Below are 22,066 nucleotides of genomic sequence, written 5' to 3'. Positions count from 1 at the left end.
CCGCTGTCAGGCGCGCAGCTGATCCTGATGCGCGGCCGCCAGTTCACCCATGCTCGTAAAGCGGAAATCGTATTTGGGCAAATCACCGGGGTTCATGGTGGCGCCGAAGCCTTCATCCTGGTGACGGCGATGGATCCAGCAAGAGGCGAGCCCCATGGCATTCGCCGGCTTGTGATCATGGAACAGGCTTTCTGCGGTATGCAGGATATCGCCCTTGCCAAGCCCCATATTGCCGAGCGTCTCGATCATATACTCGAAATTCTTCAGGCTCGGTTTGTAGGATCCGATGTCTTCCGCCGTGATGATCGCATCGAAATCAACCTGCAGCTTCTTGTTACTATAGGTGAAGGTCTCGTTATCGACGTTCGACAGAATAACGAGCTTGTAGAATTTCTTGAGATACTGGAGCGCGCCGGGTGAATCCTGGAAGGCCGGCCAGTTACGAACGGACAGGCCATAGGCCACGCAATCCTCATGGCTCACGGTCACGCCCCATTCCTCGGCCAGGCGCTTGTAGACGATCGCTAGCAAGTCGCGATAGCGCATCGCGGGGGTGTGAAGCTGCTGCGTCGATTCATGCCGGGCGTGAGCCTGGAGGATCTCGTTGCGCGTCAGCGGGCGCTGAACCTTGCTCGTCAGAGGCTTCAACCCCTCGACCATGCCGCTTTCCCAGTCGATCAGCGTGCCGTAGCAGTCGAAGGTCAGAACCTTGAAGTCGGTCAGGCGCATGGTGAACTCCTTGAACGTCGTTGATTGAGCGCAAAAGACGGCGCGAGGCAGCCCTCGCAGGATCGTTTTTGTCTAAACCAAGCCGGCGCCATCGTCTGCTGTTTCAACCTGCCGCTTCCAAAGCGGATGCCTCGCGGCGGGCAACAGACAGCAGAAAGCTGCGACCGCCTATCCGGCCTGGCCGAGATAGAGTTCTGCCGCGCGCGGATCCGCCAGAAGCGCGTCAGCCGCCCCCTCCAGGGCCACCTTGCCGCCATCGAGGATGCAGCCCCGATCGGATATGGCGAGCGACTGGCGGGCGCGCTGCTCGACGATGAGCGTGGACACCCCGAGCGCGGGCAAGCGGGCGATGAGGGCGAAGGCTTCCGCCACCTTGGCGGGCGCCAGTGCCGCCGTCGGCTCGTCGAGCACCATCAACGTGGGACGTGACATCAGGGCGCGCGCGAAGGCGAGCTGTTGACGTTCGCCCCCGGAGAGGCTGCCCGCACGGGCGCGCCGGCGCTCCCCGAGCAGGGGGAACAGCGTGAACATCTCCTCGATGCGCTGCCTGCGATCCGGAACGCCGGCGACAACCTGCAGGTTCTCCGTGATCGAAAGGGCCGCGAACACATTGGAGACCTGCGGCACGTAACCGATGCCATGGGCCATGCGCCGATAGGCGGGAACGGCGAGGATATCCTGCCCGTCGACGTGGATGTCGCCATTGACGCGCGGCAGCAGTCCGACAATCGCCTTGGCCAGCGTGGACTTACCCGCGCCATTCGTGCCGGCGACGGTGAGGATTTCCTTCTCGCGCAGCACGAGATCTATGCCGTTGAGGATATCAACCTCGCCATAGCCGCCACACAGGTTGCGGATTTCGAGAACTGCCTTTGGGTCGCTCACGCCGCGCCTCCGAGATAGGCTTCACGGACCTTGGCATCCTCCAGCACCTCGCCCGGCGTGCCGGAGGCCAGGATCCGGCCGCGATCCATGACGTGGAGGGTGGGCACGAGCCGCGTGAGGGCCTGCAGGTCATGCTCGATGATGAGAAAGCCGATGCCCCGTGCGTTGAGTTCGCGGATACGCTCGACCAGTTCCTCGATTAACACCGGATTGACACCGGCAAAGGGTTCGTCGAGCAGGATCAGCGATGGCTCCACCATCAACACGCGTCCGAGCTCGAGCAATTTCTTCTGCCCGCCGGACAGCCGCCCGGAAGGCAGATCGGCGACATGTCCGAGTCGCAGGAAGGCGATGACCTCGTCAGCCTTCGCCGTGATGACGGCTTCCTCGCGCGCCACCTCGCCCGGCCGCAGAAACAGGCCGACGAGCCCCTCGCCCGTCTGCCCGGGCGCGGCTGCCTTGAGATTGTCGCGAACGGTGAGATGGCTGAACTCGCGCGGCACCTGGAAGGTGCGCAGGAGGCCCTTGCGGGCACGGGCGGCCGGCGATTGCCGGTCCAGATCGACGCCCTTGAAACGCACTTCGCCGGTGTCGGCCTCGATGAAGCCGGACACGACCGAAAAGAGGGTGGATTTGCCGGCGCCGTTCGGGCCGATAAGCCCGACCAATTGCCCCTCGCCCACCGAGAGAGTGACGCCATCGAGGGCCTGGAAGCCGCCGAAGGCCTTGCGGATATCCGTGATTTGCAAGCTCATCGCCGGGTAAAATCTCCCATGAGACCTTGCGGGCGGTAAATGGTGAAGAGGATCAGCAGGAGGCCGATGACACCAAGGCGTACCGAGGCCATCTCCACGTCCGAGATGAAGGGCATGACATCGCGAATGAAGCGAGAGCCCTCGAGCAGGACCATCAGCAGCACCGTGCCCACAACGGCGCCCGAAACACGCCCGACCCCTCCGATGATGATCGCCATCCAGACATAGAAGGTGACGAGGGGAATGAACTGATCCGGCACGATATAGGTGATGTAGTGGGCGTAGAAGGCGCCCGCGAGACCGGCGAGGCCCGATCCCAGGATGAGCACCTGCACCTTGAAGCGCGCCGGATCCTTGCCGAGCGCCTTCACCGCATCCTCATTGTCGCGGATTGCCTCGATGATGCGGCCGAAGGGGCTCTTCACGATACGACCCATGCCTAAAACCGCGATGATCGTGACAACCAGCAGCACCGCCAGCACCGCGAAGGAGGCGAGCGAGCCGACCGAGATGCTCGCGAACATGCGCGGGATGGCCGGAATGCCCTGCACACCGTTGGTCAGCCACTTCTCGCTGGTAATGACGAGACGCACGGTCTCGGAAAAGCCCAGCGTCACGATGGCGAAATAGTCATCGCGGAGCCTCAGCGCGATCAGGCCGATCGGCCATGCGGCGAGGCCCGCGACGATGGTTCCCGCGGCAAAGCTCAGGACGAGCGGCACGCCGCTCATCGCCAGGATGGCCGAGGTATAGGCTCCTATGGCGAAAAAGCCGACATGGCCGAAATTGATCAGTCCCGTGAAGCCATATTGCAGCGTCAGACCCAGCGCGAGCAGCACATAGATGAGGGCAACGATGGCGATTGCGACGAGATAGGCCTCCATCAGCGCACTCCCTCAAGCCGGCCAAAAAGACCACGCGGACGCACTAGAAGCACCAGAAGCAGGACCACGAAGGAGATCGACAGCTTATAGGTGAAACCGACGAAAGGTGTCGAAAGCTCCTGCACCACGCCCAGCAGCAGGCCGGCGATGACAGCTCCCGCCGGGCTGCCGATGCCGCCGAGGATGGCGGCCGCGAAGGCCGGCAGCAGCATCTCCCAGCCGAGTTCCGGCGAGACCACCGTCTTCATCCCGAGCATCATGCCGGCGACGCCGGTCACGGCGCCGACCAGCATCCACAGGGCGATCATGACGCGCTCCGGCCGGATGCCGGAGACAAGCGCCAGTTCCCGGTTGTCGGCGACCGCGCGCATGCGCCGGCCGATCGGCGTCGCGTAGAGCACGAGGAACACCCCAACCAGCGCCACCGCCGCCACCGCGGCGAGTTGCAGGTCGAAGGGATTGATGATGAGCCCGTTGAAACGGATCGGTCGAACCAGCGGCACCGTGAAGAGCTGCTGGTTATGGCCGAAGATGATGCCAAGCGCGGCGCGCAGCAGGAAGCCGACGCCGATCGACGTGACCAGCAGCGCCACCACCGAGCGCCCGGCGAGTTTCCGGAACACCAGCGCATAGACCGTGAGCGACAAGAGGGCCGTGGCTCCGACCGCGGCCCCACCGGCCACGACGAGTGAGCCCGTCGCCTTTTGGCCGATGAGAGCGGCATAGGCGCCGAAGGTCATGGTGTCGCCGGTTGCCGCATTGGCAAACCGCGCCACGCCGAAGACGAGCGTCACCGCAAGCGCGGCAAGCCCGACGATCAGCCCCTGGACGAGCCCGTTAACGATAAGCTGAGCGTAGAACAACGCTATGTGCCTCGCGTAGACTAAGGACATATCCGGCGCCGAACCTTCGCCGCCGGATATGACGTGATCAGATCTTGACGATGTAGCGGCGTTCCAGCTTGCCACCCGTGATGAAATACGCGCCGAAGTCCGGCGTGACGTCGCCATACTGGTCGAAATCGAGGACCGACGAGGCGCCGTCGTAATTGATCTTGCCGTTCTTCAAGGCCGCCTTGCCCTCGGCGAAAGACGAGACCACGGTTCCGGGCGGGTTGCCGACTTCGCGCAGCTTGGGCACGACCGCGGACATGTCGGAGGAGCCGGCCGCCTCGATGGCGAGCGCCAGTACATTGACCATGTCCCAGGTCATCGCAGCATAGACGTTCGCGCTTCCCGGCTGGTTCATCGCCTTCTGGTAGGCGGCGTCAAACTGGGCATAGGCCGGGGAACCCTCGTTGGAGACCGAGTCGACGGAGATGATGTCTTCGGTCACCTCGGGGCCAAGGGCCTTGATGAGGTCCGGGTTGGCGGCCCATCCCGGTATGATCCACCGGACCGGCTGGCCGCTCTGGAACCACTCACGCAGCAAAATGGTCGTATCCGCGAGATAGGAGCCGGTGACGATGACGTCGGGCTGCGCCGCGAGCACCTTCATGAGTTCCGAACGGTAGGAAGCCTGGTTCGGTTCGTAGACGACACTCTCCACGACCTTGCCGCCCTTGGCTTCCCACGCCTGGCGGAACCCCTCGGTGTTGCCGATGCCCGACGCGTTGTTGAAGGCCATCGTCGCGGGCCGCTTGAAGCCTTCCTTGACGCAGATCTCGGCAAACGCGCGGCCGAAGCGACCGTTGGTCGCCTGGAAGCGGAACCCGAGACCCTTGGCGTTGGCCGGCGGCGTCGACAGGGCCGGCGCGCCCGAGCAGTGGAAGAGCGGGATGCCGGCATCATTGCAGAGGGGGATGACCGCCAGAGAGACGCCCGACGACCAGGTGCCCAGGATGGCCTGCACCTTGTTGGCCTCGATGAGCTTCTTCGCGGCCAGAACGCCCGCCTGCGGATTGGTCTGGGTATCCTCGGCAGTGATCTCGATGGGACGCCCCGCGGCACCGCCGGCAGCGTTGACGGCTTCGGCGGCAGCCAGGATCATCTTCTGCATGCCCGAGCCGTACGGGCTGCCCGAGCCAGTCACCGGATTGAGCGCGCCGATGCGAATCGGACCGGAACCCGCGCCTTGCGCCCGCAGAACGGATGGAGCGGCCATGAGGGCTCCAGTGCCGGCGACAGCTGTGAGTAATGTACGACGATTGATCATTTTCCCCTCCATTTGGGCCGGCTCAAACGCCGAGTTCGTTCTTCACAAAATGTCCGGCCTTCATGATGGCCGGCATATGCTTGCCCTGGCCGGTCAGAAGCGCCATGTCCTTCAGCGGGTTGCCGTCGACCACGATCAGGTCGGCATGCGCTCCGGCGGCCACGACACCGAGCTTGCCCTCCTGCCGCACGACCTTGGCTGCGTTGATGGTGGCCGAGCGGATGACCTCGATCGCCGGCAGCACATCCCGGCGCAGCAGGAATTCGTCCGATTGGTGGCGGTGCATCTCGCCCAGCAGATCCGAGCCGTAGGCCATCATGACATCGGCGTTGTGCAGGATCTCAAGCGCCGCCAGACCCTGCGCGCGCACGTCCTCGATCTTGGCGACGGACTCGGGCGGCAGGCCATAGGATGCGCCTTCCTTGGCAAGGTAGTCGAAAGTAACGTTCGTGGGCACGACATAGGCGCCGCGCTCCTTCACCAGCCGCGCCGTCTCGGCGGTGATGAGGTTGCCATGCTCAACCGATTCCACGCCGAGTTCGACGGCGCGGCGGATGCCTTCGTCGGTATAGAGATGCGCGGCCACATAGGTCTGGGCATGATGGGCCTCTTCGACCGCCGCGCGCAGCTCGTCATCCGAGAAGCCGAGGAAGGCGATCGGATCGGTCGGCGACGACACGCCGCCATTCGCCATGATCTTGATGAACTGGGCGCCGCCCTTGATCTCCTCGCGCGCGGCACGGCGCAGCGCATCGACGCCATCAACGACGCGGCCGAGCGTGCCCGCCCGGTCGGCGTAATAGTCCACATTGCGTGCATGATAGCGGCCGCGATAGTCGGTGTGGCCGCCGGTCTGCGACAGCGCCTTGCCGCAGATCACGAGACGCGGCGCCTCGATCAGCCCTTCGTCGATCGCCTGCACGAGGCCGTATTCCGCGCCGCCGAGGTCGCGCACGGTGGTGAAGCCGCGCATCAGCATGTCGCGCATGATCTTGGCCGAACGCAGCGCGACCAGCGTGTTCGGGAGCTCGGCATTGAGGCCGAGGTTGGTCGTGGTGGCGATGACATGCACGTGGCAGTCGATGAGCCCCGGCATCAGCGTCTTGCCGGCGAGGTCGACGACCACGGCCGACGACGATTGGATCGGCTTGTCCGACACTTCACGAATCTCGCCGTTCTCGACCAGCACATGATGCCCGGCGAGGGCCTCGTCAGAACGCCCATCGAGAATATCAGCGTTCTGGAACAGGATCGTGCTCATAACAAACTCCGAACGTCGTTAAGGATGCGGCGTCAGACGCGCGCCTTGGTCAATGCGGGAATGAGGAAGGCGGTGAAGGAGCGAACCAGCGCGACCTGATCTTCGCTGGTATAGGCGCCCTCACGGTCGAGGACATTGAGCGTCCCGAGAATCTCGCCGCCTTGCTGGACGGAAACGTTGATGACCGAGCCGAGGCCAAGGCTCTCGATCAGTTCGTGATCCGGGAAAGCCCAGCGGATAGCGGCGACATCGGGCCCGAGGAAAGTCTGCTTGCGCTTCAAGACGAGGTCGCCCCACGGGGTTGGTCCCATGCGCTTGCGGCCCTGGACTGGATAGGCGACCGGCTGCGAGGAATAGACGCGTTCAACCTCCTCGCCATTCTCGCACCGGACGAGAATGGTGAAGAGCTGGTGGCCGAGAAGATCCGCCACGGCCTTGTCGACGGCGCGGTAAGCGGCCTCAGGGCTCGCATCGGCGGCGATGGCATCTGTGACGGATAGATAGGCCTTGATGAGGGTATCGGTCATTGCGCGGGTGCTTTCTGTGAACGTTCGGGAAGGAGGCCGTCCGGTCGGAAGCTGAGGATGAGCACCAGGCCGAGCCCAACCACAATTTCCCGGAGAGAGGCCGCCTGAACGGCCGACACGCCGGGCGCCAGTTCCGCGATGAAGCGTGTGGCCTCGAGGAAGGCGACCAGCAGATACGCGCCAATGACGGCGCCCGCTGGGCGTGCATTGCCGCCGGCTGTCACGGCCAGGAAGATGTAGATCGTGATGAGCGGCTGGAAGAGATCCGGCGCGACGTAGCTCGTGTAGTGCCCATAGAAGGCGCCCGCTAGGCCGGCAATGGCCGCGGCCAGCGAGAAGGCCTGCGCCTTGAACCGCACGATGCTCTTGCCGGCGACGGAAGCCACCGTCTGGTCCTCGCGAATAGCCCTGAGGCTGCGCCCCCAAGGCGAGCGCAAGAGACGGCGCAGGAGAAGATAGACCACGGCCACCGCTGCCGCGATGATGGCCAGCGAGCCAGCATGGAACCAGATGCCTGCATCGCGCGGTACCAGAACCGGAATGCCGGAGATGCCATCTGTGCCGCCGGTCAGCCACACCTCGTTGGATGCAACGAGCCGCACGATCTCGGCAAAGCCCAGCGTGACGATCGCAAGGTAGTCATCACGCAGCCTGAGCGTCGAGAAGCAGACGATGAGCCCGACAAAACCTCCGGCCAGCATGGCAACCGCCACCCCCACCGGGATCGGCGCGTGGCCCCAGGTCGTGAGCATGGCCGAGGCATAGGCGCCGACCGCGAAGAAACCAGCGAGACCCAGGTTGACCAGCCCCGCAAGCCCCCATGACAGCATCAGGCTCTGCGCGAGCAGCGCATAGACCGAGCCGATGACGAGCGCAAAAAGGATGTAGGTGAGCATGTCGTCAGTTCGCCTTGCTGCCGAGAAGCCCGGACGGCCGCACGGTGAGAACGACCAGGATCACGATGAAGCCGACCGCCAGTCGGTAGGCGGGCGAAAGGGCGAGAACCGTGAACTCCTCAACGATGCCGATGAGGAAAGCGCCGGCCACCGCGCCGGGAATGCTGCCGAGGCCACCGAGGACCGCAGCTGCAAAGACGGACAGGAGCACACGCCCGCCGACCAGCGGATCGATCGCGGTATCAAGGCCGATGAGCGTTCCGCCGATGCCGCAAAGGCCGCTGCCGATGGCAACCGTCACCAGCGCGATGAAGCGAGGATTGACACCCTTGAGACGCGCCAGATCAGGATTGTCGGCAACCGCTCGCATCGACCGACCGAGGCTGGTGAGCGAGAGAAAGGCCCAGACCGCAGCCATGATCACAAGCGCGAGGACGAGATTATTGAGCTGCTGCGGGCCCACGCGGATTGGCCCGAAAACGATGTCGCGCGCGAGCGGGAGGTCGAAAGCCTGAAGATCATTGCCGAAGATGAAGCGCACAATGTTCTCGATGACCATGCCCATCGCCAGCGAGCCGATGGCCTTCATCAGCGCGCCGCCGCGGCCGAGCCGCTCCAGCGCGCCATATTCCAGCAAGGCGCCGGCGAGCCCGGCCCCCACAAAGGCGGCGAAAATCGCCACCGGAATCGGGAGGCCGAGGCTGACATTTACCACCCAGGCACAATAGGCACCCGCCGTCGCCAATGCGCCAATGGCGAAATTGGGGAAGCGGAGCACAGCGAAGATCGCGCTGAAGCCTAGCGCCGGGACGGCAAGAAGCGTCCCGGAGATGATGCCGTTGATCAGCGCCTGGAGGACCGCATCCATGGTTACGCGATCTTCAGGAGGACGATCTTGCCGCCCTTGATCTGCTCGTAACGGAACTGGGCATCCTGGATGTCACCGATATCGGTGAAATCGCACGGGCCAGAGGCGCCATCATAGTCGATCTTAGTGCCGGCAGCGACGAGCTTCAGACCATCGACCGCGTTATCGACCTTCTCGCCGCCGCCTTGCGCGATCTTGCGAACATTGTCCTTGATGACCGCGCCGGTTGTGCCCTTGCCCGCGGCCATGGCCAGCGAGACAAGATTGACGTGATCATAGATCTGGCAGCTGTAAGTGTCCGGCGAATCGATCCCCAGCAACTTGACCACATGCTTGTAGCCATTGGTGCCCTCAGCGGCCGACGGCGACAGGGTGACGATGCCCTCGCTCACATCCGGCGGTAGAGCATCGACCAGCTGCTTGTTCACCGCATAGCCGAACCCAAGCAGCTTGCCCTTGTAGTTAGCCCTGTACAGATCGCGCACCAAGACCGCGGTGTCGGTGGTGTAACCGCCCATCACGATCGCGTCGGGCTTGCCCCGCAGCGCCTGGTCCACTTCGGTGCGCAGTGTTGTCTTCTTGTCGTCGTAGATGAGGATCGACGTCTTGCCACCCGCGGCTTCGACCGCCCTCTTCAGCTCCGCATACTGGGAATCGGTGAAGGGGGTCTGCGGCGACACGAATGCGACGTTCTTCGCACCGAGTTCGAGCGCGAACTCGCCGAACTTGCGACCTTGCAAGGTCGTATTCGGCTGAGTCCGGATGATGAACCCCTGGTGCGGCAGCTTGGTGATGGAGTCAGCGCCCGACGCCGTCGTGAGGAACACGCCGCTCTGCCAGCAGACCGGCGCTACAGCCGTCGTCACCGACGAAGCCCAGGTGCCCATGATCGCCGAGACCTTGTCGACGTCGATGAGCTTGCGCGCAGCGCGCAGCCCGGCTTCCGGATTGGTCTGGTCGTCCTCGGAGATGATGACGAGTTCGCGGCCGAGCACGCCGCCCGCCTTGTTGATCTCGGCCGCGGCCTTCTTCACGGTCTCGGCCATCACCGGCCCATAGGCGCCGCCCGAGCCGGTCAGCGGCGTCAACGTGCCAAGCTTGATCGGGCCCTCCTGCGCACGCAGGATTCCCGGCATCGCCACCGTGCCGGCGGCGAGCATGCTCGTTCCAAGGAAACTACGACGCGTGAAATCAATCTTCATGGTTCACCCTCCACCACAATTACGTCTGCGCATCCGTGCCCGCCGGCTTGTCGTTACCGGATTGCGTTCCGTTCGTGCTGCGTCCGCCAAGGAAGAGCCGGCGAATATCTGGATCATTCGCGACGGCATCCGCCGTGCCTTCCAGATGGTTGCGGCCATCCACGAGCACATAGGCCCGATCGGACACCGACAACGATTCCAGCGCGTTCTGCTCCACCATCAGAATGGCGATGCCCTCGGCCGCGATACGCCTGATATAGTCGAATAATTCGTGGGCAGCCTTCGGGCTGAGGCCCGCGGTCGGCTCATCGAGCAGCAAGCCCCGCGGCTTCGCCATGAGCGCCATCGCCATCGCGAGGATCTGCCGCTGCCCGCCGGACATGCTCTTCGCCGCCGTGCGGCGCTTGTCTGCCAGCATCGGGAAGCGCGCATAGGCCTCGGCCGCCCGTTCCTTGAACGCGCCACGCTCGAAGCGGCAACCCATCTCCAGATTCTCGGCAACCGAGAGGGAACCGAAGATGTTGCGTTCCTGCGGGACAAAGCCAAGCCCGGCCCGCGCAATCGCCTGCGGGGACTGCCCGGCGACGTCTTCGCCGTTGATATAGACATGCCCCTGCGCGGGACGCAGCAGGCCGGAAATCAGTTTCAACGCGGTCGACTTGCCCGCGCCGTTGGGGCCGATGATGGTGACGAGTTCCCCCGCATCCGCCCCCATCGCGACACCCTTGACGATCTGCTCGGCAGAGGCATAGCCGCCAACGAGGCCGGTGACCTCGATCAGGCTCCTGTGGGCATTCATCGCCGGCCTCCGAGATAGGCGTCCTGCACCTCCGCATTATTGCGGACGTCCTCGAAACTGCCTTCCGCCAATGTGCGGCCTTGCGCCATGACGATGACACGGCGGCAGATGCGCTCGATCAGGGCCATGTCGTGCTCGATGAGCAGAACCGTCAGGCCCTCCTCGGCCAGAAGCAGAAGTTGATCGCCGATCTCCTCCGCCAATGTCGGATTGACGCCGGCGGCTGGCTCATCGAACAGGATCATGCGCGGGTCGGCCATCAGCGCCCGGCCGATCTCGAGCAGTTTTTTCTGCCCGCCGGAGAGATCGGTGACCTTGTTGTCGATGACGTGGGAAAGACGCAGGCGCGCGGCAACAGCCAGCGCCTTCTCGGACAGCTCGGCCTCGCGCCGGCGCGCTTCAGCCGAGCCGAAAACCGCCGTCAGCAACCGCTCGCCGGGCTGGCGGGCGCCATAGACCATGAGATGCTCGAACACCGTGAGCTTCGGAAAGCCGCGGGCGATCTGGAAGGTTCTGACGAGACCGAGACGCGATATCCGGTGCGGGCTCATCGTCTCGATGGCCTGACCCATGAAGGAGATCGACCCGGCATCGGCACGATAAAGCCCCGATATGACATTGAACATCGTCGTCTTGCCGGCGCCATTGGGGCCGATAAGACCGGTCACGATACCGGGCGTAACGTGGAACGAGGCGCCATCCAACGCCTTCAGACCGGCGAAGGATAACCGGACATTCTCCACGGCAAGTGGATACGCCGGCGCGCTCGGCCCTCGTAGCTCCTGTGTTTGCATGGTCCCCCAACGTGTTCTTAACCGCGCGAAACACGCGCTATGACTCTGACACCCACGAAGTGCACTGCTTGGGTATGCGCAGACTTCTAGCTTCGGGCCGCCCGCCGTATGACCGGCGAAGAGGCCACGACGGCATTGAATTCCCGCCTGACCTGCCCCTTCCAGAATTGAAGCAATTCCTGGAAATAGGCGGGATCGTCCTTGACGGTCGTCTGTGCGATCATCCCGCGAAACATGCACATGGTGGCATTCATCAAGACGAGAACCTGATCCACGCTGACGCCTGCCTGCGCCGCGAGCTCAGCCCATACGGCATTGAGCCCTTCGTGAAATTCCTTGACGACCGGGACGATCTTCTCACGGAACTCCGGGTTGTGCCGCGCCTCGGGAAGATACTCCATCGTCACGTAAAACAGGCGATCATTCATCATTCGCCACAGATATTCGACAATTTCATCCGTAGAACTACCAGAGAAACGGATACCTTCGGCCATTTCATGCAGTCCGGCAGTTACCTTTCGAAGCATATATCCAACCGCCTCGACAATTATCTCCTCTTTAGAACTAAAATGATGCGTCAGCGCGCCCCGGGATAGACCTGCTATCTCGGCAATTTCGGACGTAGACATGCGATAAAGACCACGATCATGCAATAGATCGATGGTCGCATTGAGCAGCCTTTCCGATGTATCGGCGCTACGCTCCTGCTGGGTCCGACGTTGCCTGCGAACTGCCATGGGTGCTCCCTTGGCCCCATCAGGCATCGCAATTTACAAACAGTCAAGTATGTTTGTACATACGGGCCTGTTTATATTTGCAACTACCAACGCAGTTTATGCCTAAAAAATGCGCAAATCTGAAAATCTCGCACCATCGCCCTCACCCTCTTCTCCTGGCCGGCATTGTTAATCCATGCGTTATGCCCGTCCCTGAGCATCGGCGGGGTTGAGCGATTTTTAGTTCCATTTTCGGCCAGGAATTTCGTATTTTCTGCTTCCAGGGTGTATGGAAAACAGCATTGATGACCACGCGCCCGGACATCCCAAGCCAAAGCATTCAGACACGCGGCACGCCATGGCTCATGTCCGCGCAGCCGACCTGCCTTCTTTTAAGGCACAGCACGCGCAGCCAAGGGCTGTTAACGAGCGAGCCTGTCGAGGTGAAATCTTTTCGAAACGTAAAGCCGGCCACGGGCCGGCGCCCGCTGGCGGCAGAGGAAGCGCTGAGCCAGGGGGCTGCGCACATTGCTCGCGGCGGTGCATGAACGCGATAGCAACGCGGCCCGGCTCCACGACTGGCTCGACCTGATATCGGTTGGGCGTGGCAACATTGTTCGCACCCTTCACGACACGCCCTAGGAACCGCGATCCGAATAGCGGATCGAGCCATCGTCCTGTTTGGGCATCGCGCTCCATCGCCGACATGGCCTCCTTTTGAGATCATGAGCAAACGTCGCCGGCTCCATCGCTCCGAGACCTACGTTAAACGTGGCGATCGCGTCATCCACGGCCATGTCGAACCCATCGAGGAACTCGGCCGCAAAGACCTCTGCGCCTGCGGCTCCGGACGCAGATTTCAATCGATGCTGCATGCAAAGCGGAGAATTCGACGGACCGGAGCGTGATTACTATACGCGCGCGTGGTTCAAGGGCCCTGCGAGGCTTGAAGCCTCGCAGGAGCCGCACCCGGCCGGGAATAATATAAATATATCCGATACTTCAAATATCAGACACTCATCATCGAAGCGCGAAATCTGGAGTATCTTCGTACAGAACTCACTAATCCTTCAAGATCGCCTTGATATCCTGCCTGAGGATAGGCGCGATGTCTGGTCTGTCCATGGCATAGGCGACATTGGCGGCGAGGAAGCCGGTCTTGGAGCCGCAGTCATAGATGGCGCCGTCGAAGCGGGTGGCGTGGAAGGGGCGGGTCTTGGCGAGGGTCAGCATGGCGTCGGTGAGCTGGATCTCGCCGCCGGCGCCGCGCTCCTGGGTGGCGATGAGGTCGAAGATCGCCGGCTCCAGGATATAGCGGCCGGTGATGTGCAGGTTCGAGGGGGCCGTGCCCTTGGGCGGCTTCTCGACCATGCTGGTGATCTTCGACACCTTGGCCGCGGCATCCTCGACGCCGACGATGCCGTACTGGTGGGTCTGGTCCTCCGGCACCGGCGCCACCGCGATATGGTTGCCGCCATGGGCCTCATAGGCGGCGATCATGTCGGCGAGGCACGGCGTCGCGCCGTGGTGGAGCATGTCCGGCAGGAGCAGCGCGAAGGGCTCGTCGCCGACGATCTCGCGGGCGCACCACACCGCATGGCCGAGGCCGAGCGGCGCCTGCTGGCGGGTGAAGCTGGTCTGGCCGGGGCCGGGCAGGTCCTCGAGCAGCGCCTTCAGCTCCTTGGTCTTGCCGCGGGCCTCGAGGGTGCGCTCCAGTTCGAACTGGCTGTCGAAATGGTCCTCGATGACGCTCTTGTTGCGGCCGGTGACGAAGACGAAATGCTCGATGCCGGCGGCGCGGGCCTCATCGACCACATGCTGGATCACCGGCCGGTCGACGACGGTCAGCATCTCCTTCGGCATCGCCTTCGTCGCCGGCAGAAACCGCGTGCCAAGCCCCGCCACCGGAAACACCGCCTTCCGGATACGGCGGGGGGTGGCCAATGAACGTTCTGTAATTACATTGTTTTCTGTCATAGGCGCTTCGTTAAACTCCATAGGAATGGGCTGATCAACATGCAAGCTGAAGCGCTCCCCCCGCATGGCGTAATCTTCCACGTTACGCCACATCTCGTGATCTGCCACTAAGCTCACCAGAACTTAACGCCTCCCGCAGCCCATGGCGCACGGGGTGATCGATAAGCGCTCGTGTAGCGATCGAACGGTCGATATACAAAAATATATTTCGCAATTGCACAAGAGCATGACAGACGTGTTAGCTATGATACGCAACTTGGGGAGGGAGGGCTGGCCGTCCCGCATTCTCTCCCGGACCATTTATTGCTAGAGAATGGCCCCCAGGCTGTTCAAGAGGAAGATCGGCATGAGCGTTCTCGTCACTGGCGGGGCAGGCTATATCGGAAGCCACATGGTTTTGGCTCTTCGGGACCAGGGCGACGACGTCGTTGTCCTGGACAACTTGTCGACGGGCTTCCGCTGGGCGCTCCCCGAAGATGTGCCCCTCGTGGTTGGCGACGTTGCGGACGACGCACTCCTCGACAAGACGATCAAGGACCACGGCGTCACGGCCATCGCCCATTTCGCGGCCAGGATTGTTGTACCCGAATCGGTGGCCGATCCCCTGGGCTATTATCTCGGCAACACCGCCAAGACCCGCAGCCTTCTCGCCTCGGCCGTACGCAACGGCGTGGAAAGCTTCATTTTTTCGTCCACCGCGGCTGTCTACGGCAACCCGCCTGTCATGCCTGTCCCCGAGGATGTGCCGCTGCAGCCGGTCTCGCCCTACGGGCGTTCGAAGCTGATGAGCGAGTGGATGTTGCAGGATACGGCCTTCGCCCATGGGCTTAAGTATGTCGTCCTGCGCTATTTCAATGTGGCCGGCGCCGATCCGGGCGGCCGGACAGGCCAATCGACACCCGCCGCGACCCATCTGATCAAGGTCGCCTGCCAAGCCGCGCTTGGCCTGCGCCCGCGGCTTGAGGTTTTCGGCACGGACTATGACACGCCGGACGGCTCGTGCCTGCGCGACTATGTCCAGGTCAGCGATCTCGCGCAGGCACATGTCGCGGCATTGGATCATCTGCGTGCGGGCGGAGATAATCTCACGTTGAACTGCGGATACGGGCGCGGATATTCTGTGCTTGAGGTCGTTGAAGCGGTCAAACGCGTCAGCGGGGTGGATATCCCCGTGGTGCTCAGCCCGCGACGGGCCGGCGATCCGGCCGCGATCGTCGCGGAAGTCGCGAAAATCAAGTCGACCCTTGATTGGAACCCACAATTCCAGAACCTAGACATGATTGTCTCGCAGGCACTTGCCTGGGAAAGAGGCCTGGCGGACCGCGCGACGACCTGACCGGTGGCTGCTGTGTCAACGGCGGAGCAAAATCAGGCCACAGGGCGGCGTAAAAGTAGGCCACTTAGCGGTGCAAGCGGGGAACGTCGGGAGGGCGTAGCCCGACCAGAGTTTCCCGCTTGCAGCGTCGGCCATTTTTGAGAGGGGTTTCAGCCGGCCTTTCGGGCACGGCTTTGGGCGAGGCGATAGCTTTCGCCGTTCATCTCGAGGATATTGACGTGGTGGGTGACGCGATCGAGCAGCGCGCCCGTCAGACGTTCTGATCCCAGCGTTTCGGTCCATTCGTCAAAGGGAAGATTGCTGGTGATCAGGGTTGCGCCGCGCTCGTAGCGTTGCGAGATCAGCTCGAACAGCAATTCCGCGCCGGTCTTGGAGAGCGGCACGAAGCCCAGTTCGTCGATGACGAGGAGCTTGTAGCCGGCCATCTGCTTCTGGAAGCGTAACAATCGCCGCTCGTCGCGTGCCTCCATCATCTCGCTGACCAGCGCGGCTGCTGTCGTGAAGCCGACGGACAGGCCCTTCTGACAGGCGGCCAGGCCGAGGCCGAGGGCGACATGGGTCTTGCCCGTGCCGCTGGGACCGAGCGCGATGACGTTCTCGCGCCGCTCGATCCATTCGCAGCGTGCCAGTTCCAGCACCTGCATCCTGTTGAGCTTCGGGATAGCGGCGAAGTCGAAACTGTCGAGGCTTTTGACGACAGGGAATCTGGCCGCCTTGATGCGGCGTTCGACCTTGCGGCGATCCCGCTCGATCATCTCCCTTTCGGCGAGCCGAGCAAGATATCCGGTATGATCCACGCCCTCGGTGGCGCAGTGCCGGGCCAGCTTCTGATACTCGCGCAGGAAGGTCGGCAGCTTGAGGGTCTTGAGGTAATGGGAGAGCAGGATTTCGGGGGCTTCGGCGCTCATGCCGCTTCTCCCGCATTCGTCGACAGAAGACGCATGTAGGCCTTCGCCGAGGTCGTCTCGACGTTCGCCTTCGGCAGGTAGGGGTAGATGGACAGATCCAGTCTCGGTGGCCGGCGCTCCACCCGGCACAGGAGAAGATGCTTGACGGCGTCGAAGCCGACCGCACCGAGATGCAGGGCCTGCTTCACCGCCGCATGCAGATCGGCGAGTTCGAAGCTTTCCAGCAGGCGCAGCACCTGCACATACTCGCGCCGGCCGTGCTTGTTCATCCTCGCCTCCATCAGGCGGCGCAGCGTGGCGAACTCCCCGGGAAGGTCCCAACCCTGCAAGGGCGCTGCCTGATCCAGTGAATTGATCTTCTGCTCGATCAGCGGCAGGTAGTGCAGCGGATCGAAGACGACGTCTTCCCGCTCCCAGCTGCGGGAATGGCGAGCGATGATATCGCCGCGGCAGCCGATCACCACCTCGTCGACATAGCCCCGGACCCAGACGTCCTGATGGCCGAAGGCGACCGGCACCGAATAGTCGTTGGTCTTGTAGCGCACCAGCGACTGCGCCGTCACTTTGGCGCTGGCCTGGTCGCAGGCATCGAAGGGCGAAGCCGGCAATGAATGCATGGCAGCAAGATCGCGCTGCAGCCGTTCCCCGATCGTCTCGTTCTCGCCGCGCAGTCTGTCATGCTGACGCTTGCGGCATTGCTCTTCCAGCCAGACGTTGAACTCATCCCATGTCGCAAACTGCGGGATCGGCACCATGAAGTTGCGCCGCGCATAGCCGACGAGGCCCTCGACGCTTCCCTTGTCATTGCCCTTGCCGGGACGGCCGTAACGGTCCCGGATCAGGTAATGAGACAGGAAGCCGCTGAACAGCACCGCGCGCTTGCGCGTGCCGTCGGGCAGGATCTTCGCCACCAGGCAGCGGTCGTTGTCGTAGACGATCGACTGCGGCACCGCGCCGAAGAAGGCGAACGCATGGATGTGGCCATCGACCCAGGCCTCCGACACCGCCGCCGGATAGGCACGAACATAGCAGGCGTCGCTATGTGGCAGGTCGAGCACGAAGAAGCGCGCCTTCCGTTCTATGCCGCCGATCACCACCATCGCCTCGCCGAAGTCGGCCTGCGCGTGGCCTGGCGGATGCGCCAGCGGCACGAACACCTCCTGGCGACGCTGTTCCCGTTCACGCATGTAGTCCTTGATGATCGTGTAGCCGCCGGTGAACCCGCATTCGTCTCGTAGCCGGTCAAACACCCGCTTGGCCGTATGGCGTTGCTTGCGCGGCACTTGTCTGTCCTCGTCCAGCCAGCGATCGATGGTCGAAACGAACGCGTCGAGCTTCGGCCGCCGGACCGGTGACCGCCGACGGTAGCCCGGAGGGGTCGAATACGACAGCATCTTGGCTACGCTGTCGCGCGATATGTTGAAATGCTTCGCCGCCTGACGCCGGCTCATCCCTTCCGAGCAGGCCAGACGGACCTTCAGATACAATTCCACGGTGTAGATCCCTAACCCTCCTGCGCTCGTTGCAGAAGGACAATAGGTGGCCGGCTTTTACGCCGCCCGAAGCGGGACTATCCCGCCGCTACCGTGGCCGATTTTTGCACCGCCGCTTATACCGATGCTCGACGTTCGCTGTCAGTTCGCCTTTTCCGGGATGTTTCCGAAGAAGGGCGTGACCGTCCTTGGTGCGCCAAGCGCTGCGTGGAGCGAATGGGGCGATGAGGAGGAAGAGGCGGCCTGAGGCCGCTCACTCCAACGATCTGGCTTGAGTTTGAAATTGTCGGGCGCAGTCTTCAGGCTGGCCCGACTTTTTTTATGGTTCAGAGCCCGTGAGACCATCGAGATAGGCGCCATAACCGCTCTTGCGCAAAGGCCCCGCGAGCTTGCGTAGTTGCGCGGCATCGATAAAGCCCTGTTCATAGGCGATTTCTTCAGGCGCCGCGATCTTCTGTCCGGTGCGCTTTTCGATTGCCCGCACGAACTCGCCGGCCTCCAGCATGCTGTCGTGCGTGCCTGTATCGAGCCAGGCGTAGCCACGGCCGAGACGCTGCACGTGGAGCATCCCCTCGCGCAGGTAAAACTGGTTCAGATCTGTGATTTCGAGTTCGCCACGCTTTGACGGCCTCAATTCACGTGCAATGGACGAAGCCCGTCCATCATAGAAATACAAGCCCGTGACGGCCCATTCCGACTTCGGCTTGATGGGCTTTTCTTCGATCGACAGGGCACGCCCCTCTGCGTCGAATTCCACGACGCCATAACGCTCGGGATCGGCGACATGATAGGCAAAGACCGAGGCACCAGTGCTCTTCTTGCGCGCATCGGCCATCTGTTGTGGCAGGTCATGGCCATAGAAGATGTTGTCGCCGAGGATCAGCGCCACATCTCCACCGCCGATGAAGGTCTCGGCAAGGATCAAGGCATGGGCGATGCCGCGTGGTTCATCCTGCTCGACAAAGCTGAGCGATATTCCCCATTGGGAGCCGTCCCCAAGCAAGCGCCGAAAGAGTGGCAGGTCCTGCGGCGTCGAAATCAGGAGGATATCGCGGATGCCTGCGAGCATGAGGACCGACAGGGGATAGTACACCATCGGCTTGTCGTAGACTGGCATGAGCTGCTTCGAGACAGCGAGCGTCGCCGGATAGAGCCGCGTGCCGCTCCCCCCCGCCAGAACAATTCCCTTCATCGCCCGTCGTCTCCTTCAACCAGCAGCAACCCATCGAGGCAGCGCCCAAGGGACAGGCGCCAATCCGCCGCTGCGATGCCATGAACAGCCAAGATCCGCGCGCAATCAAGGCGCGAATCGGCTGGCCGAACCGCGCGTGTGGGATAATCGGCCGTCCCGATTGGCCGGAGCGTGGGCGTTTTCCGGCCGCGCTTGGCGGTCTTGGTAAAGATGGCCTCGGCAAAGCCATGCCACGTCGTATGGGGAGCGCCCGTGAGATGAAACACGCCGAAGGCGGGGTCCCCAGCTTCGGACGAAACAAGACGCGGCGCCATGCGAACGATGGCGTCCGCCAGATCATCCGCGAATGTCGGCGCGCCCCACTGGTCGTCGACGACGCTGATGCTCTCGCGCTCTGCTCCCAGGCGCAGCATGGTCTTAAGGAAATTATGCCCGCTGGCGGACACGACCCACGCCGTGCGAAGGGCCAGGGCCCGCGGATGGCACGCCATCACCGCCGCCTCACCCGCAAGCTTGGAAGCTCCATACACACCCGTGGGACTGGGCGCGTCCTCCTCCGTATAGGGGGCCCCCTTGCGTCCGTCGAAAACATAATCGGTCGAGACGTGCACGAGCGCGGCATCGCAGGCCGCAGCCTCGCGCGCCAGCGCCGCCGCCCCCGCCGCATTCACTGCCCAGGCAGCGTCCCTGTCATCCTCGGCCCGGTCGACGGCCGTGTATGCGGCCGCGTTGACGACGAGGTCGGGCCGTGCAGCCGCGACGCGATCACCCCAGCTCGATGGTGAGGAGAGGTCGAGATCTGCGCGGACCATCGCAATGACATCAGCACCCGCCGCGCGCAATCCCGCGACGAGCGCGCTGCCGAGCTGTCCGCCCGCCCCCGCCACGAGAACCCGCATCACCCCTCTCCTTCCGTGGGCCGGGAGGATGCGGACCTGGAGGATGCAGACCTAGACGCGGCATGCCCGGACAGGAGGCCAAGCCTCTCCCCGTCATAGACACCCTGTCGCAGGGGACGCCACCACCACTCATTATCGAGATACCACCGCACCGTCTGCGCTATCCCCCCCTCGAAGCTCTCGCTCGGACGCCAGCCAAGCTCCCGCTCAATTTTCGAGGCATCGATGGCATAGCGGCGGTCATGGCCCGGGCGGTCCGCCACTAAGGTGATCAGCCTGCGCCGTGTGCCAACTCCGTCCGGAACCAGCCCGTCAAGAATATCGCAGACGGCCTCCACGACCGCGAGGTTGCGGCGCTCACTGCGGCCTCCGATCGCATAGGTCTCCCCCGGCCGGCCCCGCTCCAGCGCGGCGACGAGCGCGCGCACATGGTCTTCCACAAAGAGCCAGTCGCGAACATGCCCCCCATCGCCATAAACGGGCAGCAGCCTGCCCTCCAGAGCGTTGAGAATGATCAGCGGAATGAGCTTTTCGGGAAAATGGTAAGGCCCGTAGTTGTTGGAACAGTTGGTGACGATCGTCGGCAGGCCATAGGTCTCCCACCAGGCGCGCGCCAGATGATCCGATGCCGCCTTGCTCGCGGAATAAGGCGAGCGCGGATCATAGGGCGTCTTCTCGGAGAAAGCGCCGCTCTCACCCAGCGAACCGAAAACCTCATCGGTCGAGACATGCAGGAACCGGAAGGCATCCTTCGCCTTGCCCGCCAGCGTGTCGCGATAGGCACGCGCGGCCTCGAGCAATGTGAAGGTGCCGACGATATTGGTCTCGATGAACGGCGCCGCTCCCGCAATCGAACGATCGACATGGCTCTCAGCGGCGAGATGCATGACCGCATCCGGCGCAAATTCGCTGAAGGCCGCGCGCATGCGGGAACCGTCCGCGATGTCCGCCTGCAGGAAGGCAAAGCCCGTCCTGCCCTCGCACAGCCTCAACGAAGCACGGTTGCCGGCATAAGTCAGCTTATCGATGACGAGAACATTGGCGCCACGCTCCAGAACGAGATGGCGCACCAATGCTGATCCGATGAAGCCGGCGCCGCCTGTCACGATGATACGCATGCGGGCCCCTCAGAAGACGAGTTCAGCCTCGGACAGGAACGGCTGATGCCGATCCTTGTCGGAAAGGCTCGCGTCGGCTGCATCAACGGGCCACTCAATACCGAGCGCCGGATCGTTCCACGCAATACCGCGGTCACATTGAGGGGCGTAGATATCGGTGACCTTGTAGAACACTTCCGTATCCGGCGTCAGAGTGCAGAAGCCATGCGCGAAGCCCTCTGGGACAAAGAGCTGCTGGCCTTCCGCATGATCGAGCTCTACGGCGAGATGGCGCCCGAAGGTGGGCGAGTTCCGCCGGATGTCCACAACGACATCCAGGATAGCGCCTCGCAGCACGCGCACAAGTTTTGCCTGGGCGTGAGGTGGCGTCTGGAAGTGAAGGCCACGGATGGTGCCCCGTGGCGCCGAAAATGACTGATTGTCCTGCACAAACACGCTGTCGATGCCTACAGCAAGAAAATCGGCCCGGTTGTAGGCCTCCGTGAAGAATCCGCGCGCGTCACCAAAGCGCCGCGCTCTGACGAGCATTACCCCGTCCAGCGCAAGCGGCACGGCCTCGACGTTGCCGTGATTGCGGATGGCTCCACCCTCGATACGTGCCACAGATGCCTCTCTGCGATCAGCGATAGATGCCGCTTTCGTAGCAGCTTCTGACGCACGACGCATCGGCCCC

Annotated in this window: 22 protein-coding genes; 1 reads left to right on the top strand and 21 read right to left on the bottom strand. The window is 63.0% G+C overall.

The window, feature by feature from the left end; genetic code table 11:
* Positions 1-6: 6 nt before the first annotated feature.
* From KIO74_RS18600 to galU, 15 genes are all read right to left on the bottom strand, one after another.
* On the bottom strand, positions 7-729 hold the full coding sequence (locus KIO74_RS18600) for a haloacid dehalogenase type II (RefSeq protein ID WP_213333249.1): 723 nt from the start codon (positions 727-729) through the stop codon (positions 7-9).
* Between the two features lie 168 nt (positions 730-897).
* The gene (locus KIO74_RS18595) at positions 898-1,614 is read right to left on the bottom strand and encodes an ABC transporter ATP-binding protein (RefSeq protein ID WP_213333248.1); all 717 of its coding nucleotides are present in this window, start codon (positions 1,612-1,614) and stop codon (positions 898-900) included.
* A complete protein-coding gene (locus KIO74_RS18590; protein ID WP_213333247.1) occupies positions 1,611-2,369 on the bottom strand; it encodes an ABC transporter ATP-binding protein in 759 nt (252 codons plus the stop codon). Before KIO74_RS18590 ends, KIO74_RS18595 begins: the two co-directional genes overlap by 4 nt.
* The gene (locus KIO74_RS18585) at positions 2,366-3,253 is read right to left on the bottom strand and encodes a branched-chain amino acid ABC transporter permease (protein WP_213333246.1); all 888 of its coding nucleotides are present in this window, start codon (positions 3,251-3,253) and stop codon (positions 2,366-2,368) included. The genes KIO74_RS18590 and KIO74_RS18585 overlap by 4 nt, the downstream gene beginning before the upstream one ends.
* On the bottom strand, positions 3,253-4,146 hold the full coding sequence (locus KIO74_RS18580; protein WP_213333245.1) for a branched-chain amino acid ABC transporter permease: 894 nt from the start codon (positions 4,144-4,146) through the stop codon (positions 3,253-3,255). The genes KIO74_RS18585 and KIO74_RS18580 overlap by 1 nt, the downstream gene beginning before the upstream one ends.
* 37 nt (positions 4,147-4,183) lie before the next feature.
* A complete protein-coding gene (locus tag KIO74_RS18575; RefSeq protein WP_213333244.1) occupies positions 4,184-5,407 on the bottom strand; it encodes an ABC transporter substrate-binding protein in 1,224 nt (407 codons plus the stop codon).
* A 22-nt stretch (positions 5,408-5,429) separates the two neighbouring features.
* Positions 5,430-6,668, bottom strand: a complete 1,239-nt coding sequence (locus KIO74_RS18570; protein ID WP_213333243.1) for a metal-dependent hydrolase family protein — start codon at positions 6,666-6,668, stop codon at positions 5,430-5,432.
* A gap of 32 nt (positions 6,669-6,700) precedes the next feature.
* On the bottom strand, positions 6,701-7,195 hold the full coding sequence (locus KIO74_RS18565) for a GAF domain-containing protein (RefSeq protein WP_213321596.1): 495 nt from the start codon (positions 7,193-7,195) through the stop codon (positions 6,701-6,703).
* Positions 7,192-8,091 carry a branched-chain amino acid ABC transporter permease gene (locus tag KIO74_RS18560; protein ID WP_213333242.1) on the bottom strand — a complete coding sequence of 300 codons (900 nt, stop codon included), beginning with the start codon at positions 8,089-8,091 and terminating at the stop codon, positions 7,192-7,194. Before KIO74_RS18560 ends, KIO74_RS18565 begins: the two co-directional genes overlap by 4 nt.
* 4 nt (positions 8,092-8,095) lie before the next feature.
* The gene (locus tag KIO74_RS18555) at positions 8,096-8,959 is read right to left on the bottom strand and encodes a branched-chain amino acid ABC transporter permease (protein WP_213321598.1); all 864 of its coding nucleotides are present in this window, start codon (positions 8,957-8,959) and stop codon (positions 8,096-8,098) included.
* A gap of 2 nt (positions 8,960-8,961) precedes the next feature.
* Positions 8,962-10,161: an ABC transporter substrate-binding protein gene (locus KIO74_RS18550; RefSeq protein WP_213333241.1), complete on the bottom strand. Its 1,200-nt coding sequence runs from the start codon at positions 10,159-10,161 to the stop codon at positions 8,962-8,964.
* 19 nt (positions 10,162-10,180) lie between these two features.
* The gene (locus tag KIO74_RS18545; RefSeq protein ID WP_213333240.1) at positions 10,181-10,960 is read right to left on the bottom strand and encodes an ABC transporter ATP-binding protein; all 780 of its coding nucleotides are present in this window, start codon (positions 10,958-10,960) and stop codon (positions 10,181-10,183) included.
* Complete coding sequence (locus tag KIO74_RS18540; RefSeq protein WP_213333239.1) at positions 10,957-11,754, bottom strand: ABC transporter ATP-binding protein; 798 nt, start codon at positions 11,752-11,754, stop codon at positions 10,957-10,959. Before KIO74_RS18540 ends, KIO74_RS18545 begins: the two co-directional genes overlap by 4 nt.
* Before the next feature lie 86 nt (positions 11,755-11,840).
* Entirely contained in the window at positions 11,841-12,491 is a 651-nt protein-coding gene (locus tag KIO74_RS18535; protein ID WP_213333238.1) for a TetR/AcrR family transcriptional regulator, read from the bottom strand.
* Positions 12,492-13,532: 1,041 nt separating this feature from the next.
* Positions 13,533-14,447 (bottom strand): UTP--glucose-1-phosphate uridylyltransferase GalU, encoded by a 915-nt coding sequence (galU, locus tag KIO74_RS18530; protein ID WP_213333237.1) that lies wholly within the window; start codon positions 14,445-14,447, stop codon positions 13,533-13,535.
* A 346-nt stretch (positions 14,448-14,793) separates the two neighbouring features.
* Between galU and galE the strand changes: the two genes are divergently transcribed.
* Positions 14,794-15,783: a UDP-glucose 4-epimerase GalE gene (gene galE / locus KIO74_RS18525; RefSeq protein WP_213333236.1), complete on the top strand. Its 990-nt coding sequence runs from the start codon at positions 14,794-14,796 to the stop codon at positions 15,781-15,783.
* A 149-nt stretch (positions 15,784-15,932) separates the two neighbouring features.
* Here the strand turns inward: galE and istB are convergent, their stop codons facing one another.
* The 6 genes from istB to rfbC all read right to left on the bottom strand — a co-directional run bounded on the left by istB (position 15,933) and on the right by rfbC (position 21,996).
* Positions 15,933-16,691 carry an IS21-like element helper ATPase IstB gene (gene istB, locus KIO74_RS18520; RefSeq protein WP_213327477.1) on the bottom strand — a complete coding sequence of 253 codons (759 nt, stop codon included), beginning with the start codon at positions 16,689-16,691 and terminating at the stop codon, positions 15,933-15,935.
* Positions 16,688-18,184 (bottom strand): IS21 family transposase, encoded by a 1,497-nt coding sequence (gene istA, locus KIO74_RS18515; protein ID WP_213327476.1) that lies wholly within the window; start codon positions 18,182-18,184, stop codon positions 16,688-16,690. The genes istB and istA overlap by 4 nt, the downstream gene beginning before the upstream one ends.
* 319 nt (positions 18,185-18,503) lie before the next feature.
* Positions 18,504-19,376 (bottom strand): glucose-1-phosphate thymidylyltransferase RfbA, encoded by an 873-nt coding sequence (gene rfbA / locus KIO74_RS18510; protein ID WP_213333235.1) that lies wholly within the window; start codon positions 19,374-19,376, stop codon positions 18,504-18,506.
* Positions 19,373-20,275: a dTDP-4-dehydrorhamnose reductase gene (gene rfbD / locus KIO74_RS18505; protein WP_213333234.1), complete on the bottom strand. Its 903-nt coding sequence runs from the start codon at positions 20,273-20,275 to the stop codon at positions 19,373-19,375. Before rfbD ends, rfbA begins: the two co-directional genes overlap by 4 nt.
* The gene (gene rfbB, locus KIO74_RS18500; protein WP_213333233.1) at positions 20,275-21,393 is read right to left on the bottom strand and encodes a dTDP-glucose 4,6-dehydratase; all 1,119 of its coding nucleotides are present in this window, start codon (positions 21,391-21,393) and stop codon (positions 20,275-20,277) included. The genes rfbD and rfbB overlap by 1 nt, the downstream gene beginning before the upstream one ends.
* 9 nt (positions 21,394-21,402) lie before the next feature.
* Positions 21,403-21,996, bottom strand: a complete 594-nt coding sequence (rfbC, locus tag KIO74_RS18495; protein WP_502762093.1) for a dTDP-4-dehydrorhamnose 3,5-epimerase — start codon at positions 21,994-21,996, stop codon at positions 21,403-21,405.
* Positions 21,997-22,066: the final 70 nt, after the last annotated feature.

Source organism: Chelatococcus sp. HY11, assembly GCF_018398335.1.
Lineage (GTDB): Bacteria > Pseudomonadota > Alphaproteobacteria > Rhizobiales > Beijerinckiaceae > Chelatococcus.
Note: the sequence above shows the minus strand (reverse complement) of the source record. Positions and strands in the feature narration are given on the sequence as shown.